Source organism: Pusillimonas sp. ANT_WB101, assembly GCF_008369125.1.
Lineage (GTDB): Bacteria > Pseudomonadota > Gammaproteobacteria > Burkholderiales > Burkholderiaceae_B > Allopusillimonas.
In genome coordinates, this window is sequence record NZ_VOAY01000006.1 from 91,999 (window position 1) to 108,226 (window position 16,228).

At 56.5% G+C, this 16,228-nt stretch carries 11 protein-coding genes; 7 read left to right on the forward strand and 4 right to left on the reverse strand.

Annotated features, from left to right (window positions below):
* Position 1: 1 nt before the first annotated feature.
* From infB to FQ179_RS21360, 4 genes are all read right to left on the reverse strand, one after another.
* The gene (gene infB / locus FQ179_RS21345; protein ID WP_149399648.1) at positions 2 to 3,061 is read right to left on the reverse strand and encodes a translation initiation factor IF-2; all 3,060 of its coding nucleotides are present in this window, start codon (positions 3,059 to 3,061) and stop codon (positions 2 to 4) included.
* A 68-nt stretch (positions 3,062 to 3,129) separates the two neighbouring features.
* Positions 3,130 to 4,614 (reverse strand): transcription termination factor NusA, encoded by a 1,485-nt coding sequence (gene nusA, locus FQ179_RS21350; RefSeq protein ID WP_149399650.1) that lies wholly within the window; start codon positions 4,612 to 4,614, stop codon positions 3,130 to 3,132.
* Positions 4,611 to 5,099, reverse strand: a complete 489-nt coding sequence (gene rimP, locus FQ179_RS21355) for a ribosome maturation factor RimP (RefSeq protein ID WP_149399652.1) — start codon at positions 5,097 to 5,099, stop codon at positions 4,611 to 4,613. Before rimP ends, nusA begins: the two co-directional genes overlap by 4 nt.
* A gap of 344 nt (positions 5,100 to 5,443) precedes the next feature.
* Positions 5,444 to 6,595: a cytochrome P450 gene (locus tag FQ179_RS21360; RefSeq protein WP_149399654.1), complete on the reverse strand. Its 1,152-nt coding sequence runs from the start codon at positions 6,593 to 6,595 to the stop codon at positions 5,444 to 5,446.
* 291 nt (positions 6,596 to 6,886) lie between these two features.
* On the opposite strand from FQ179_RS21360, the gene FQ179_RS21365 reads away from it, so the two are divergent.
* The 7 genes from FQ179_RS21365 to FQ179_RS21395 all read left to right on the forward strand — a co-directional run bounded on the left by FQ179_RS21365 (position 6,887) and on the right by FQ179_RS21395 (position 15,939).
* On the forward strand, positions 6,887 to 9,247 hold the full coding sequence (locus FQ179_RS21365; protein ID WP_149399656.1) for a NosR/NirI family protein: 2,361 nt from the start codon (positions 6,887 to 6,889) through the stop codon (positions 9,245 to 9,247).
* 118 nt (positions 9,248 to 9,365) lie between these two features.
* Complete coding sequence (gene nosZ / locus FQ179_RS21370; protein WP_149399658.1) at positions 9,366 to 11,276, forward strand: TAT-dependent nitrous-oxide reductase; 1,911 nt, start codon at positions 9,366 to 9,368, stop codon at positions 11,274 to 11,276.
* Positions 11,277 to 12,593: a nitrous oxide reductase family maturation protein NosD gene (locus FQ179_RS21375; protein WP_255475098.1), complete on the forward strand. Its 1,317-nt coding sequence runs from the start codon at positions 11,277 to 11,279 to the stop codon at positions 12,591 to 12,593.
* The gene (locus FQ179_RS21380; RefSeq protein ID WP_149399660.1) at positions 12,590 to 13,501 is read left to right on the forward strand and encodes an ABC transporter ATP-binding protein; all 912 of its coding nucleotides are present in this window, start codon (positions 12,590 to 12,592) and stop codon (positions 13,499 to 13,501) included. The genes FQ179_RS21375 and FQ179_RS21380 overlap by 4 nt, the downstream gene beginning before the upstream one ends.
* Positions 13,498 to 14,328 (forward strand): ABC transporter permease, encoded by an 831-nt coding sequence (locus FQ179_RS21385; protein ID WP_149399662.1) that lies wholly within the window; start codon positions 13,498 to 13,500, stop codon positions 14,326 to 14,328. Before FQ179_RS21380 ends, FQ179_RS21385 begins: the two co-directional genes overlap by 4 nt.
* Complete coding sequence (locus FQ179_RS21390; RefSeq protein WP_255475099.1) at positions 14,325 to 14,840, forward strand: nitrous oxide reductase accessory protein NosL; 516 nt, start codon at positions 14,325 to 14,327, stop codon at positions 14,838 to 14,840. Before FQ179_RS21385 ends, FQ179_RS21390 begins: the two co-directional genes overlap by 4 nt.
* 28 nt (positions 14,841 to 14,868) lie before the next feature.
* Entirely contained in the window at positions 14,869 to 15,939 is a 1,071-nt protein-coding gene (locus FQ179_RS21395; RefSeq protein ID WP_149399664.1) for an FAD:protein FMN transferase, read from the forward strand.
* Positions 15,940 to 16,228: the final 289 nt, after the last annotated feature.

The window sequence follows — 16,228 nt, forward strand, 5'->3', positions numbered from 1 at the left end:
TTTATAGCGTCCGGGCAATCTCTTTGATTTCGAAGAATTCGAGCTGGTCACCCACCTGAATGTCGTTGTTGCCTTTAAGGGTAAGACCACAGTCGAAGCCAGACTTGACCTCTTTGACGTCATCCTTGAAGCGGCGCAGCGACTCGAGCGAACCCGTCCACTGCACAACGTGGTTACGCAACAGGCGCAGTTGCGCGTCACGACGCACAAAGCCATCAGTAACCATGCAACCAGCGATATTGCCGATACGGGAAACGCTGTAGACCTCGCGGATCTCAGCTGTACCAATGACTTCTTCGCGCTTTTCGGGTGCCAGCATGCCTGACAGGGCATTACGTACTTCGTCAACCGCATCGTAAATGATGTTGTAGTAACGGAGATCGACACCGTTGTGCTCGGCCAATTTTCTGGCGCTTAGCTCTGCACGTACATTAAACCCGATGACAACGGCGTTGGAAGCAATGGCCAGGTTGACGTCGCTTTCGGAGATGCCACCGACCGCAGCATGAACGACCTGCACGCGCACTTCGTCAGTAGACAGCTTGACCAGCGAACTAACCAGCGCCTCCTGCGAGCCCTGCACGTCAGTTTTGACGATGAGCGCAAGGGTTTGCATGCCGTCGCCCAGGTTATCAAACATGGACTCGAGTTTGGCTGCCTGCTGGCGTGCCAGCTTGACATCACGGAACTTGCCCTGGCGGAAAAGCGCGATTTCGCGTGCTTTACGGTCGTCAGACATGACGATGACTTCGTCCCCGGCCGCTGGCACTTCGGTAAGACCCTGAATTTCGACCGGCATGGACGGGCCCGCACTGTTGACAGGCTTGCCCAGCTCGTTGAGCATGGCGCGCACACGACCGTAGCTGGCACCAGCGAGCAAGGCGTCGCCACGATTCAGCGTACCGCTTTGCACCAATACGGTTGCTACCGGACCACGTCCCTTGTCAAGACGTGCTTCGATGACAATACCCTTGGCAGGTGCGTCGATAGGTGCCTTGAGCTCGAGGATTTCAGCCTGAAGCAATACGTTTTCGAGCAAATCATCAATGCCCTGCCCGGTTTTGGCGGACACACCGATAAATGGTACGTCACCGCCGTACTCTTCTGGCACGACTTGTTCAGCCACCAGTTCTTGCTTGACGCGCTCGGGGTTACCCTCGGGCTTGTCGATTTTGGTAATTGCCACGACCATAGGCACGTTGGCAGCCTTGGCGTGATGGATGGCTTCTTTGGTTTGCGGCATGACGCCGTCGTCGGATGCCACCACCAGAATGACAATGTCGGTTGCCTTAGCACCACGCGCACGCATGGCCGTAAAAGCCTCGTGACCCGGGGTGTCAAGAAACGTAACCATGCCACGTTCGGTTTTGACGTTGTAGGCGCCGATGTGCTGGGTAATGCCGCCGGCTTCACCGGTTGCCACTTTGGTGCGACGTATGAAGTCAAGCAACGAGGTTTTACCGTGATCAACGTGACCCATAACGGTAACTACTGGCGCTCTCGGCAGGGATTCAGCCTCGGGCCCTTCAACAGTGTCGAGGAAGGCTTCAGGGTCGTCAAGCTTGGCTGCAATGGCAGTGTGCCCTAATTCTTCGACCAAAATCATGGCCGTTTCCTGGTCGAGCACCTGGTTAATGGTAACCATTTGCCCAAGCTTCATAAGATGCTTGATGACCTCGGAAGCCTTAACCGCCATTTTGTGGGCCAGATCGGCCACAGTAATGGTTTCGGGCACGTGAACTTCGCGCACGATGAGTTCGACCGGCTGAATTTCTTTGCGCTCGACCTGCGCGTTGCGACCTCGACCGCGCGCACCCTTGCCTTTGGCACCTTTGCCGGCCTTGCCAGCGCCCGCACGCCAGCCGTCTCGACTAGGTGCTGCGGGAGGTGCGTCAACCTTGGCGGGTGCTTTCTTGCGCCCACTGTCGTTCCAGGACGAGGCAACTTCGGTTGCCTTGATGGTTTTTTTGACGTCAGTGGTTTTGGTGTCTTTCTTGGCGCCCTTGGCACCGGCAGGTTTATGCAACGTACCCGAAATACCACCGGCCTCTGGCTCCGGCGCTTTTAGCACCTTGCGTGGGCGATGGAGCATTTCGCGTAGCGCCGCTGCCTCAGCCTCGGCAGCGCGACGTGCGCGCTCGCGGTCTGGGTCAACGGCCGACGCAGCACTGACGGGCGGACCTGCTCTGCGAGCGTTCTGCTTGCGCGGGTTTGCTGCAGCAGGCTTGGCGGCACTGGCGGATTCTGTAGCGGGCTTGTCTTGCGACACTTTATTGTCTTTGTCAGGTGTATGGGCGGCAGACGAATCGGCCACAACCGGCTTTGCTTGCTGGGCTGGCTTATCTTCAGCCACAGGCGACGGTGCAGACGCCGTTGCTACCTCTGGTGTTGAACCGGAGGTGCTTTCGGCGGACGCGCTGTCAGCGTTGGCAACGGGCTGGGCCTGATCGGTCGCCGGGACGGACCCATCGGCAACCGACGGTGTAGCGACGACGGGCTCAGATGGCTGGGTGGCGACAGGCTCAGGCTTGCTTTCGGAAGCTGTGGGCTCAGACGCCTGCACGGGCTCTTCTGCTTTAGGCGCATCGTTGACAGCCGCATCAGCGGATGTAGGCTCAACCACGTTGTCAGCAGAGGCAGGTGCGCCAGATACCGATGCGACAGGTGCCACAGACGCGGGAACAGTTGCGGACGAAGATTCGGACGTGGCTGGTTGCGCAACGACTTCGTCTTGGTCAGCAGCGGCCTCTGCAACAAGCTCGGCTGGATCACGCTTGACGAATACGCGCTTTTTGCGCACTTCGACCTGAATCGTGCGCGAGCGGCCGGAGCCGTCCGCTTGCCTGATTTCAGAGGTTTGGCGGCGTGTAAGCGTAATCTTCTTGCCCTCGCTGCCGCCGTGGGAACGGCGCAACGACTCAAGCAGTTTCGCCTTGTCCGCGTCGGTGACGACATCGTCGACCGACTTCAGTTCAATGCCTGCCCCACGCAGCTGCTCAAGCAGCGCGTTGGCGGGCATTTTCAGTTCATCAGCGAACTGGGCGACGGTGTTACTCGGCATTCGACTCTCTCTTGCTTTCTACAGCTCTTATTCAATAAACACACCCTGACTCATATGTTGCATATGCGTCAGGCCTCGTCGTCAAACCAATGGGCCCGGGCGCGAATGATAATTTGACCAGCTTCTTCTTCTGAGACACCGATCATTTCGACCAGCTCGTCGGCGGCCAGCTCGGCCAAATCATCAAGGGTAAGGACTTTATTTTCAGCCAGCTTTGAAATGAACTCTGGCGTCAGGCCCTCGACCTCGCGCAAATCTTTGGCGACGGTCTGTACCCGCTCTTCCTGGGCAATGGCTTCGGTGAGCAAGGCGTTGCGTGCGCGGGTACGCAGCTCGTTGATCGTATCTTCGTCGAAGGCTTCGATTTCGAGCAGCTCCTGGAGCGGCACGTAGGCGATCTCTTCAAGCCCGGTAAAGCCCTCGTCGATAAGGATATCGGCGACTTCCTCATCGACATCGAGCCTGCTAATAAAGGTTTGACGTAATACTGTGCGCTCTTCATCCTGGCGACTCTGGCTTTCTTCGGGCGTCATGATGTTGATCTGCCAACCGGTAAGCTCTGAAGCCAGGCGCACGTTTTGCCCACGGGCACCAATGGCCTTGGGCAGGTTTTCGGCGTCGACCACGACATCCATGGCGTGTTTGTCTTCGTCGACGACGATGGACTCAACATTCGCCGGTGCAAGCGCGCCAATGACGAATTCGGCGGGGTCATCTGCCCACAGCACGATATCGACCTGCTCGCCACCAAGCTCATTACGCACTGCCGTGACGCGCGAACCACGCATACCGACGCAGGTGCCGATAGGATCGATGCGCTTGTCATAAGCCACCACGGCAATCTTGGCGCGAACGCCCGGATCCCGCGCTGCCGCTTTGATATCAAGCAGGCCTTGTTCCATTTCGGGCACTTCGTTTTCGAAGAGCTGGCGAATGAACTCGGGCGCGGTACGTGACAGAATAACCTGCTGACCACGCGCAGCATGATCAACCTTGAGCACCCAGGCGCGGATACGATCGCCGACGCGGATGTTTTCTTTAGGGATCATCTCGCTGCGCGGCAGCCTGGCTTCAATTTTGCCGGTTTCGATAATGGCATCGCCTTTATCCATGCGCTTGACGCTGCCTGAAACGATATTTTCGCCACGCTCAAGGAAATCGTTGAGTACCTGCTCGCGCTCGGCATCGCGAATTCTTTGCAAAATAGCCTGCTTGGCCGCCTGGGCGCCGATACGACCGAACTCTTCAGGCTCGAGCGACTCTTCGATGTATTCACCGACCTCAATACCAGGCACGATTTCTTGGGCGTCGGAACACATTTCTTGACGGTCAGGCTCTTGCAAACCCTCTTCGTCAGGAACGACAAGCCAGCGGCGATAGCCTTCATGCTCACCCGTCGCGCGGTCTATGGTTACCCGTATATCGGCGTCATCCGTGAAGCGCTTTTTCATCGCAGAAGCGAGGGCGCTCTCAAGCGCACCGAAAACAACTTCGGGCTCCACGTTTTTTTCACGCGCTAAGGCGTCAACCAGTAAAAGAATTTCGCGACTCATCGCTTCTTACCCTTGAAATCAAGAATGGGATCTAGTTTGGCACGATCGACATCTTCGAAGGTGAAATTAAGCACACTTTCTTGGCCTGACTTCGCGTCGAGCTCAAGCTCGAATTCGGGGGTGGCCGGAGCATCGGCACCCTGCTCTTCGGGTGCGCGCAATATGCCCTTAAACACCTTGCGGTTATCAATAGGCTCACGCAGCTTGACTTCAACATGCTCGCCATCAAACCGGAAAAAGTCTGCCAGACGTTTCAGAGGACGGTCAGTACCCGGAGAGCCAACCTCAAGACGCTGATAATCGATGTTTTCCACCTCGAACACACGCGACAGCTGCCGTGAAACAAGCTCGCAGTCTTCTATGCGTACACCTTCGGGGCGATCAATTGTCACAAGCAGCAACCCCAGGGGCGCGCGCTCGACGTCAACCAGCTCGATATCGATGCCGGCCAGTGCCTCTTGTGTCAAAGCAAATATATCTGCCATAAAATCCAAAAAAAAGTGGGCGGTATGCCCCAGCCCACTAATATCGCATCACGGAGCACTGATCGGGCGTGTGCAAGCCGCCTGGCGGCTTGGAATAGCCAGCTGTTGCGCCTTAACCCAATCAGTACGAAAATTACCCTGACGCATTCGAAAATGTGCCGCTACTATTGTTAGCCCAGGTTGCCCCCAAACAAAAACAATATAGCTGTAAAGCCCTATATTCTAACAGAGATTCGGAATTTTTCCTGTTATGTCTAGACCTTACGGGCAAAAAGCAACAGTAAACGGCCTTTATACCTGCTTTTATACAAGCAGAAACCGCAGCACAGGCATCGGCCGCGCCTTTAGTTGATGCGCATGGGCAGTGACGAGAACCCACTGGCCGGATACACCGCGCGTACCGGCTCACCCGCCAACGTCAATTGTTTTGTGCCGGCGAGCAGCGCTTCGAGCAGAATGCCCAGCTCCATGCGAGCCAGTCCTGCTCCCGGGCAGACATGAATACCAGCCCCATACAACAGGTTATGCGCTGGATCACGATCAAGACGGAACTCATCTGGATCACCAAACACCTGTTCATCGCGGTTGGCTGAGGCCCACAAGAGGGTGATGCGGTCGCCAGCCTGGATATGGCGACCACCCAGTTCGACCGCCTTTGTCGCGATGCGGCGGTTAGCAACAAGCGGCGCATGCATACGCAAGATCTCGTCGATGGCGGCGGGGATATGCTGGGGTTGGCAGCGCAGCAAATCGGGAAGCTTAGGATGGCTCGCAAGATAATGAGCGATTATACCGGCACAGGCCGCAATCGTACCCAGCTCGCCCGCCGTCCAGTTGCGCAGAATGCTGACGATTTCTTCATTGGTTAATTTTCTGCCTTGAACCTGCGCGTGAGCAAGATAAGAAGTGATATCGCCATTCTCTGTATCGCCAGCCTCGCGACGCTCGTCAAGCAGTGTTCGGATGTACCCGTCAAATTCATCTGCCAGCGCTGACAGTAGTTTGCGATCACCGGCCAGGGTGGCGGCCTGGTTGCGCTGCAGCCAGTTTAACAAGGGAGCGTGCAGGGATTCGGGCCACCCAAGATAGTCACACTGCACATTGACCGCAAATTGACGGGCAAACGTATCCATGAACTCGACCTGCTGAGAACGCGGCAGCGTGTCAACCAGATCCGCTGCCACGCGACGGCAGGAAGGCGCAAACCGCTGAAGCTGGGCCTCACTGAAACAGGGCTCGATGACCCGACGAAACACGTCGTGCTCGGGCGGATCCATGCCGTTGGGCACGGATACATGGCGTGAAACCCGACTGCTGAATGTGTCGTGATCATTTAGCACCTGCTTGACATCGTCATGCCTGAATACTGACCAGCCCATGTAGGCGCTGTGCGCAACCGGGCACCGCCCACGCATTTCATCATAGGCAGAGATCTGGTCTTGTTGCACCGCTTCGGCGCGTGGATTCCAGTCGTCATCGGGTTGGTCGCACAGCATGAGCGTTTCCTGATATGGGGGTTGTATTAATGGGTGAAGGCATGCCAGAGGTGAAGGGGCCAGGTAGGGCCCAGCCTGCCGCTGAGACATCTCTGAGTTATATCTCAGGGTTGACCCTAGGTACTTGATGGGCATCAATTCGGACCCGCCGCGTGACCAAAGCTTGATATATCGCAAACAAGCCTGAAACCACGCTTACTCTCACCGCTGCGGCTTGCGCTAGATCAATCCCCATCCAGGTTGACACCAACTAGCATTCAACGACTCACAAGACACCAATAGAGTTATTGAATGCCCAGCTTCCCTTTCGCAGTAACCAGGCATGCGGCGCATGTAGTTTTTTTATTGTTACTGAGCCTGTTCTGTATTCTGCTTCCGGCGCACTCTGCTCAGGCACAGAAGCTGCCGGTGTTTCTGAAGCAAATGACGACGCCAGACATTTTTCCTGGTGCCGACCGCCTGGGCCCGGTCGAGGGCAAGCCGCCTGTCGCTCGCGCCTACGCCGGTGACAAGCAGCTTGGCTATGTGTACCTGACGACCGACATCGTCAACACGCGAGGCTACTCAAGCAAGCCCATTGATACGCTGGTGGCCATCGACAACAATGGCAAGATTGTCGGCGCGCGGCTGGTAGAACACCACGAACCCATCGTCCTCATCGGCATACCCGAATCCAAGGTGGAGCACTTTATTCAGGGCTATGTGGGCTTGAATTTTCTCGAGTCGCCCCCCCGCCCCGGCGCACCCACACCCGTGGACATTGTGAGCGGCGCGACGGTAACACTAATGGTGATCGGCGACAGCATTACCCGCTCATCGATCGCGGTCGCCCGCGCCTACGCAAAAGTGACCGACGATACCGCCTCAGGTGCTGCAACAGCCGGGCCAGCACCCATCCCCCGTATTGTTGACCCATCCGTGACCGGCATCAAAGACTGGAGCACGCTGCTTGCTGAAGGCGCGGTCGCCAATCTGCACCTGACTGTTGCCGACGTCAACAAACAGTTTGCAGACACAGGCCGCCAGAATGCCATTGATCACCCCGAACCGGGCGAGCCGGACGACCAGTTCATTGATCTATACACCGCTTTGGTCAGTTCCCCGTCCATCGGACGCAGCCTGCTGGGCAATGTCGCCTGGGAACGCCTGCGCGATCGTCTGAAGCCCGGTCAGCAGGCCATTCTGGTGGCGGGCAACGGGCCCTACTCATTCAAAGGTTCTGGATACGTGCGAGGCGGTATCTTCGATCGCATCGAAGTCATCCAGCACGAACACAGCTTCCGCTTTACCGATAGAAATCATCAGCGGCTGGCCACGCTGGCTGCCTCCGGCGCACCTCGACTTACCGAGATCGCGCTGTACGTAACCCCTGATGATGCCGTTTTCAGCGCCGCCGAACCCTGGCGCCTGCAACTCATGGTTCAACGGGTTATCAGTGTCAAAGAGAAGGCCTTTGTCACCTTCGACCTTGACTATGCCTTGCCCGCTGCGTACTCCATGCCTGACCCGGAAGCGGCGGCTGCTGCTGCCCAGCTTGCGACCGCAACGGCGGCCCGCGCAACCCAGCCAGGCCCCCAGAGCGCAGCAGCTGCCGCCACGGGCGCAGCAGACGACGCCGGTTATGACCCTGAGGCCAGCTCAACGCTGTGGAAGCAGATCTGGAAAGCCAAAACCGGTCAGATTGTCGTCGTGTCTATCGCATTGCTGATACTGATGTGTGTTTTCTTTTTCCAGGACCAGCTTGCGCGTCGCCCAGTTTTCTATGATCGGTTCAGACTGGTATTTCTGACATTTTCGCTGGTTTGGCTGGGCTGGTACAGCCAGGCACAACTTTCGGTGGTCAACGTACTGACATTTTTCAACGCCGTACAGACGGATTTTCGTTGGGAATATTTTCTGATGGACCCGGTGGTGTTCATTCTCTGGTGCGCCACCGCCATTTCCCTGATTTTCTGGAACCGTGGCGCGTTTTGCGGTTGGCTTTGCCCATTTGGCTCGCTGCAGGAGCTGACAAACCGCATCGCCAAAAAGCTGGGCATCAAGCAGATCACAGTGCCACATGGCGTAAACACACGCCTGTCTGCCCTAAAGTACATCGTTTTTATTATGTTGTTTGGCGTGGCGTTCTACGACCTGGCTCTGGCCGAGCGCCTGTCTGAGGTGGAGCCCTTCAAGACGGCCATTATTCTAAAGTTCATGCGCTACTGGCCATTCGTACTGTTTGCCGTGCTGCTGCTTGTTGCAGGCCTGTTTATAGAGCGCTTTTTTTGTCGCTACCTGTGCCCACTGGGCGCAGCTCTGGCCATCCCTGCACGTCTGCGTATTTTCAACTGGCTCAAGCGTTACAACGATTGCGGCAACCCATGCCAGCGCTGCAGCAACGAATGCCCGGTTCAGGCCATTAACCCAGAAGGCGACATTAACCCGAACGAATGCATTCAGTGCCTGCACTGCCAGATGCTGTATCACCACAACACTAAATGCCCGCACTTGATCCAGAAGAATGCACGACGACAGCGCAATCGTCCTGCGCCGGGAAGTGCGAAGCTGGATGAAACCGTGGCGCGCTACACCCCCGGCCGCATTGACGCAGAGCCTGGGCGCCAGCCCGGTGTGCGCCCTCGCGTTGCCGACGATGCGCCGACAAACTGATGACCAACTTAACACTAACCATTTGCCACTTCCGCATCACAGGCGGTCGGCATTTCAATCGCGCTGACATACACGCAAATTCCGTATGCCAGACGCCCCATGACTCAAGGAGTTAATCATGTCTGACCAGAAAAACGCCAAATCCGGTATATCCCGGCGCGGCTTTCTTGGCACTGCAGCCCTCACAGGGGCCGCGGGGTTTGCAGGCGGAGCGCAAATGTCGACCGCCTTCGCCAAAGATTCAAAAACAAAAGGCCAGTCTGGCCATGTCGGCCCCGGTGAACTGGACGAATACTATGCGTTCAACTCCAGCGGACAGTCGGGTGAGCTGCGCGTATTGGGCCTGCCTTCCATGCGCGAATTGGTACGCATACCTATTTTCAATCGCTGCAGTGCAACCGGCTGGGGTCAGACCAACGAGAGCAAGAAGATTCTGACCGAAGGGATGACACCTGAGACACGTGAGTATCTGAAAGACCAGGGCGGTCTGTTCATGAACGGCGATGCGCACCACCCGCACATGTCGTTTACCGACCAGACCTACGACGGCCGCTATATCTTTATCAACGACAAGGCAAATAATCGTGTCGCGCGTATTCGCTGCGATGTGATGAAAACCGACAAGATTATTGAACTGCCTAATGTTCACGGCGTGCACGGCCTGCGCCCGCAGCGCTATCCCCGCACCGGCTACGTGTTTGCCAACGGCGAACACATCGCCCCCATGAACAATGACGGCACGGTTCTTGACAACCCGAAAGAAAACTTCTTTGCCATCTATACCGCCATTGACGGCGACACCATGAAAATTGCCTGGCAGGTCATGGTTGACGGCAACCTGGACAACGGTGATGCCGATTATCAGGGCAAGTATTCGTTCGCCACTTGCTACAACTCGGAAAAAGGCCTGACGCTGGCAGAGATGTCGGCCAACGAGCAAGACTGGTGCGTGGTGTTCAACATTAAACGCATTGAAGAAGCTATCGAGAAAGGCGATTACAAAGAGATAAACGGCGTCAAGGTCGTCGATGGCCGCCATGGCTCCAAGTACACCCGCTACATCCCGGTACCCAACTCGCCTCACGGCTGCAACGCCGCACCTGACGGCATTCACCTCGTGCTCAACGGCAAGCTTTCCCCCACCGTTACCGTGCTGGACGTGCGCACGCTGGACGATTTATTTGACGACAAAATCAAGCCGCGTGATTGCGTGGTAGCCGAACCTCAACTGGGTCTTGGCCCTCTGCACACGGCCTTCGACGGGCGTGGCAATGCCTACACAACATTGTTCATCGACAGCCAGATGGTGAAGTGGAACATTGACAAAGCCCGCCGTCAGTTCAAAGGCGAAGATGTCGACCCCATTATCCAGAAGCTGGATGTGCATTATCAGCCCGGACACAACCACACCACCATGGGTGAGACCAAAGAAGCCGATGGCAAATGGCTGGTTTCGCTAAACAAGTTTTCAAAAGACCGTTTCCTGAACGTAGGCCCGCTAAAACCTGAGAACGACCAGCTTATCGACATCTCGGGTGATGAGATGATCCTGGTTCATGACGGCCCCAGCTTTGCCGAACCGCATGACATGTGTCTGGTCCACGCATCAAAAGTGCAGCCACTCAGTGTCTGGAACCGCGACGACCCTATGTGGGAAGACGCCCGCAAACAGGCCGAGAAAGACGGTGTCACCCTGGAAGGCGCGGCCGACGTGATTCGCGACGGCAATAAAGTACGCGTGTACATGGTTGCCGTGGCGCCGCAATTTAGCCTGGCGCAGTTCGAAGTCAATGAAGGCGACGAGGTGACGGTCATCGTAACCAATATGGAAGTCATCGAAGACCTTACACATGGCTTTACGCTCGGAGGCCATGGCATCGCCATGGAAGTTGGGCCTCAGGCAACGTCGTCGGTCACATTTACCGCTGGCCGACCCGGCGTGCACTGGTACTACTGCCAGTGGTTCTGCCACGCGCTGCACATGGAGATGTCCGGCCAAATGATCGTCAAGCCCAAGAAATCGGCTTAAATGACCATGCCGCAGCCAACCAGATCTACAAGCCATCTGGCGGCGAAAGCCGGCATGACGCTGGCCGCCCTCCTGCTCTGCGCAGGACCGGCCGGCGGTTTGCTGGCGGCCACTTATACAGTGGCCGCCGGTGACGACCTGCAGGTTGTTATCGATGCGGCTGAACCGGGTGATGTCTTGCGCCTGGCCCCGGGCAACTACGCCGGTAACATCGTGGTGTCCAAGCCACTGACGCTGGAAGGCCCTGAAAGCCGCCAGGCCGTCATTGCAGGGACACGAAACGGGCGTACTGTCTGGATAAAAGGCGAGCGCGTCACCCTACGCAATGTCACCGTCACCTTGTCGGGATTGAGTCTTCCAGACATGGATGCCGGTATTTTTCTGGACAGAACCGCCAACAAGGCACTAATCGAAAACAACGACGTGCTCGACAACTCGGTTGGCGTGTATGTGTGGGGGCCCACCGACGCGCTGGTTCGCAACAACCGCATTGTTGGCAACAAAGATCTGCGCATGGCCGAGCGCGGCAATGGGGTCACGCTCTGGAATTCGCCGGGCACGCACGTTGTGGGCAACCACATTTCTTACGGGCGCGACGGCATATTTGTAAACACCAGCAAGAACAACCGCTTTGAAGACAACCATTTTTCAAACCTGCGCTATGGCGTGCATTACATGAATGCTGATAACAGCCAGGTTGTGAATAATGTGTCAGAAGGAAATGACATCGGCTATGCCATCATGTACTCGAAGTACATTGAGGCCACAGGCAACGCGTCCATCAATGACCGCGAGCAGGGGCTCATGTTCAATTACGCCAATCAGTCCATCATCACTGGAAATGCCGTGATCGGCAGCCAGAAATGTGTGTTTATCTACAACGCCAACAATAACCGCATCCAGAACAATCATTTTGAAGGCTGCGGCATAGGCGTGCATTTTACGGCCGGCTCAACCGGCAACACCATTACCGGCAACGCCTTCGTAGGCAACCGCAACCAGGTCAAATATGTGGGAACACGCCACATGGACTGGTCCGACGAAGGTCGTGGCAATTACTGGAGTGACAACTCGGCGTTTGATCTGAACGGCGACGGGGTGGCCGACACAGCGTACCGACCCAACGATATTATTGATCAAGTCGTCTGGCGCGCACCCTCAGCACAACTACTGTTGAACAGCCCGGCCGTCTCGCTGGTGCGATGGGCTCAGACGCAATTTCCGGCCATTCTGCCTGGCGGTGTTATCGATAGCGCGCCCCTTATGCAAGCGCCCGACGCGCCTGCACTCAGATTACATATTAAGGACTCATCATGACAGCACACGTCTCGCTGTCGGGTGTCAGCAAAGTCTATGGCTCGGTTCGCGCCGTCAACGACGTGACGCTCGCGCTCGAACCGGGTGAGTGCGTTGCACTGGCCGGCCACAATGGCGCCGGCAAAAGCACACTGATAAAACTGGTACTCGGCCTGATCCGCCCAACTGCAGGCACCGTAAAACTGCTGGGCTGCGAAGCGTCAGGCCCAAGCGTTGTAACGGTGCGCCGTGAAGTCGGCTATCTGCCCGAAACCGTCGCATTGTACCCATCACTGACGGGTGTCGAAACATTGGCATTTTTCGCAAAATTGAAGGGGCTACCCTGCGACGACAATGAGCGGTTGCTGTCGCGCGTGGGTATTGCACGAGCCGCCAAAAGACGGGTGGGTGGCTATTCCAAAGGCATGCGCCAACGACTGGCTCTGGCGCAGGCCATGTTGGGCAAGCCCAAAGTACTGCTGTTCGACGAACCAACCACCGGGCTGGACCCGGCATCGCGCCTGATGTTTTATGAAATCGTGCGCGAACTGCGCGACAGCGGTGCAACGGTATTGCTGAGTACACACGTCTTGACCGAATTGGAAGGCAATACAGACCGCGTCATTGTCATGAAAAATGGCAGCAAGGTCGCTGACGGATCGATGTCGGCATTGCGCCGCAGCTCCAACCTGCCGACACATATCCGGGTCACGCTGCCGCCAGGCGCGTCAGCCGGGTTGTTGCCTGACGGCTGGACTGCCGCTGGAAGCACAAGCTATGAACTTGCCTGCGATGAGCAGGATAAAGTCGCCGCCCTGTGCAGCCTTGGCAGTCTGACCACGCAAGGTCTGGCTTTTGAGGACATTGAGGTCAGGGCCCCCAGCCTGGATGACATGTATGCCCATATTCTGGAACGGGAGGACGCATGAGCGCCATCTTTATCATCGCCGGCAAAGAGTTTCGCGATGGGGTGCGCAATCGCTGGATTCTCGCCACGACACTATTGCTGGCCATGCTTGCGCTTTCGCTCGGTTTTCTGGGCAGTACGCCCACGGGCGCAGTCAAAGTCGACCCACTTACGGTTACCGTGGTCAGCCTTTCTAGCCTGTCTATATTTCTGGTTCCGCTGCTGGCGTTGTTGCTGGCTTATGACGCCATTGTTGGCGAAATCGAACGCGGCACCATGTCACTGCTGCTTACCTACCCGGTTGCGCGCCGCCATGTTCTCATAGGCAAATTCATAGGCCATTTGTGTATTTTGTCACTGGCCACAATTATTGGCTATGGCACGGCCGGCCTGGCCTTGCAACTGGTGCACGGGGAGCTGAACCTGGCAGCCTGGGCCCCGTTTGTGTCGCTCATTGCCGCCAGCATACTGCTGGGAGCAAGCTTTCTGGCCATGGGTTATGTCATCAGTGCATGCGTGCGCGAGCGTACGACTGCTGCCGGCATTGCCCTTGGCGTTTGGCTGTTTTTTGTCGTCATCTATGACATGGCATTGCTGGGCGCGCTGGTCGCTGACCAAGGCCGCTTTATGGGCGCCAGCCAGTTAAATATGTTGTTGTTGCTCAACCCTTCAGACGTATACCGCCTGCTCAATCTGACAGGCTACGAAAATATTTCGATGTTCTCCGGCATGGCTGGCCTTAGCGACCAGGCGGGCCTCAGCATGCGAACGCTGATTATCGTGCAGTTACTGTGGGTTGCCGTACCCTTTTCTCTTGCCAGTCTGTTTTTTAAGCGTCGTCAATTATGAGGTTTCCGATCACACCACGTACTACCATGGCTTGCCTGCTGCTGGTCAGCCTGCTGACCATGGCGGCGTGCACGCCGAAAGAGCAGGTTCCGGCACCCCCGCCGCAAGAAATTTCGCTCGACGCCGTTGGCCATTATTGCAGCATGAACCTGGTGGAGCACGCAGGCCCCAAGGGCCAGATATTTATTGAAGGCAGATCGCAGCCAGTCTGGTTCACAGCCATCAAACAGGTTTTCGCATACACCCTTTTGCCCGAAGAACCCAAGGCCATTACCGGCATCTATGTTAATGACATGGGCAAGAGCAAAAGCTGGGATCAGCCCGACACGGGCGCCTGGATAGCCGCACGCGAAGCCTGGTACGTTATCGACAGCGATTATGTCGGAGGCATGGGTGCAGAGGATGCCGTACCCTTTGGTGAAAAAGCAGAAGCAGACTCATTTGCTGCAAAACATGGAGGGCGGGTCGTCGCCTACGCAGACGTGCCCGAAGAATACGTGTGGCGGCAGTAACCATTACAGACACCTGAAGAACACAATTATGAAACCACTACGACCACTCCGTCGCCGCTTCATAGGTATTGCGGCCACCTGCACAGCTCTGGGAATGGTGCCCGGCCTGACGCGACGCGCACTGGCCGGTGCGCCAGAAACCAGCTCATGGAAAGCAAGCGAAGTTTCGCCCGATATTGTTATCTGGCGCGGCACCGGTGCATCTGCCGACACAACCGTGTGGCGCGGCATTGCACTCGGTGCAGACGCTGAGTTGCGCATTATCCACCCGGACGCAGCCTTTGCCCAGGATATGGTAACGCGCTCAATAGCAGAGCTGCGCCGCCTGGAAAAAACATTTAGCCTGTATCAGCATGACAGTGCCCTGAGCCGCCTGAACCGGGACGGCGCATTGAACAACGCCGATACTGATTTGCTGATGTTAATGAACGACGCAGTGCACTACGCCGCACTAACCGATGGCGCCTTCGACCCGACCGTGCAAACGCTGTGGGAGTTATACGCCAACCATTTCACCCAGCATGGCACGTCGTCGGCCGGCCCATCCAAAGAAGCTGTACAACAGGCTCTGCAACGCGTCAATGTTTCAGCCATTAACGTGACCGACACACAGATCCAGTTGCAGCCTGGCATGAAGGTAACGTTCAACGGCATTGCACAAGGTTATATCACCGACCGCGTGACTGATTTGCTTCGCAATGCTGGACTGGATCGCGCCCTGGTCGACATGGGTGAAATCCGGGGGCTAAATAAAAACCAGAATGCGCCGGCATGGCGTGCGGGCCTGAAAGACCCGCAATCGCCAGACAAACTGCTTGAAACAGTTTTGCTGACGAATGACGCATTATCAACATCGGGGGGCTATGGCACCTGGCTCGACGACTCGGGCGCACATACGCATTTGTTCGATCCCAAAACCGGTGAAAGCCCCAGGCTATATCAAAGCGTTTCTGTGCTTGCCCCGCGCGCGACGACGGCAGACGCACTGTCTACTGCGTTCTCATCGATGCCCGTATCGCAGGTTGAAAAAGTGGTGAAGCAGCTGGGTATACGTGCCTGGCTGATTCTGCCAGATGGGCAGATACTGGTTAAAGCGTAAAGCGCTAATAAGAGTGAGTCTCCAGGAGCGCATCCCTGCTCTTTGGACAGCCTTTTGAAGCCCGGACGATTGTAGGATGGGGGCCATAGTTTTGTTGGAGGATAGAAGCCTCAACACCAGTCGGAGCGTGGTTAGAGGATAGAGACTACAGCACCAACCTGAGCTTGAAGTCATTTCCATACCTTGCAATGAAAGATACTTCAGAAGTAGGGACTGCGCCTAACTAGCTACCTCAGAAATATGAACCGTGCCTAACTTCTGGGCTGGCAGCTCATGTCGGAGGCATCTA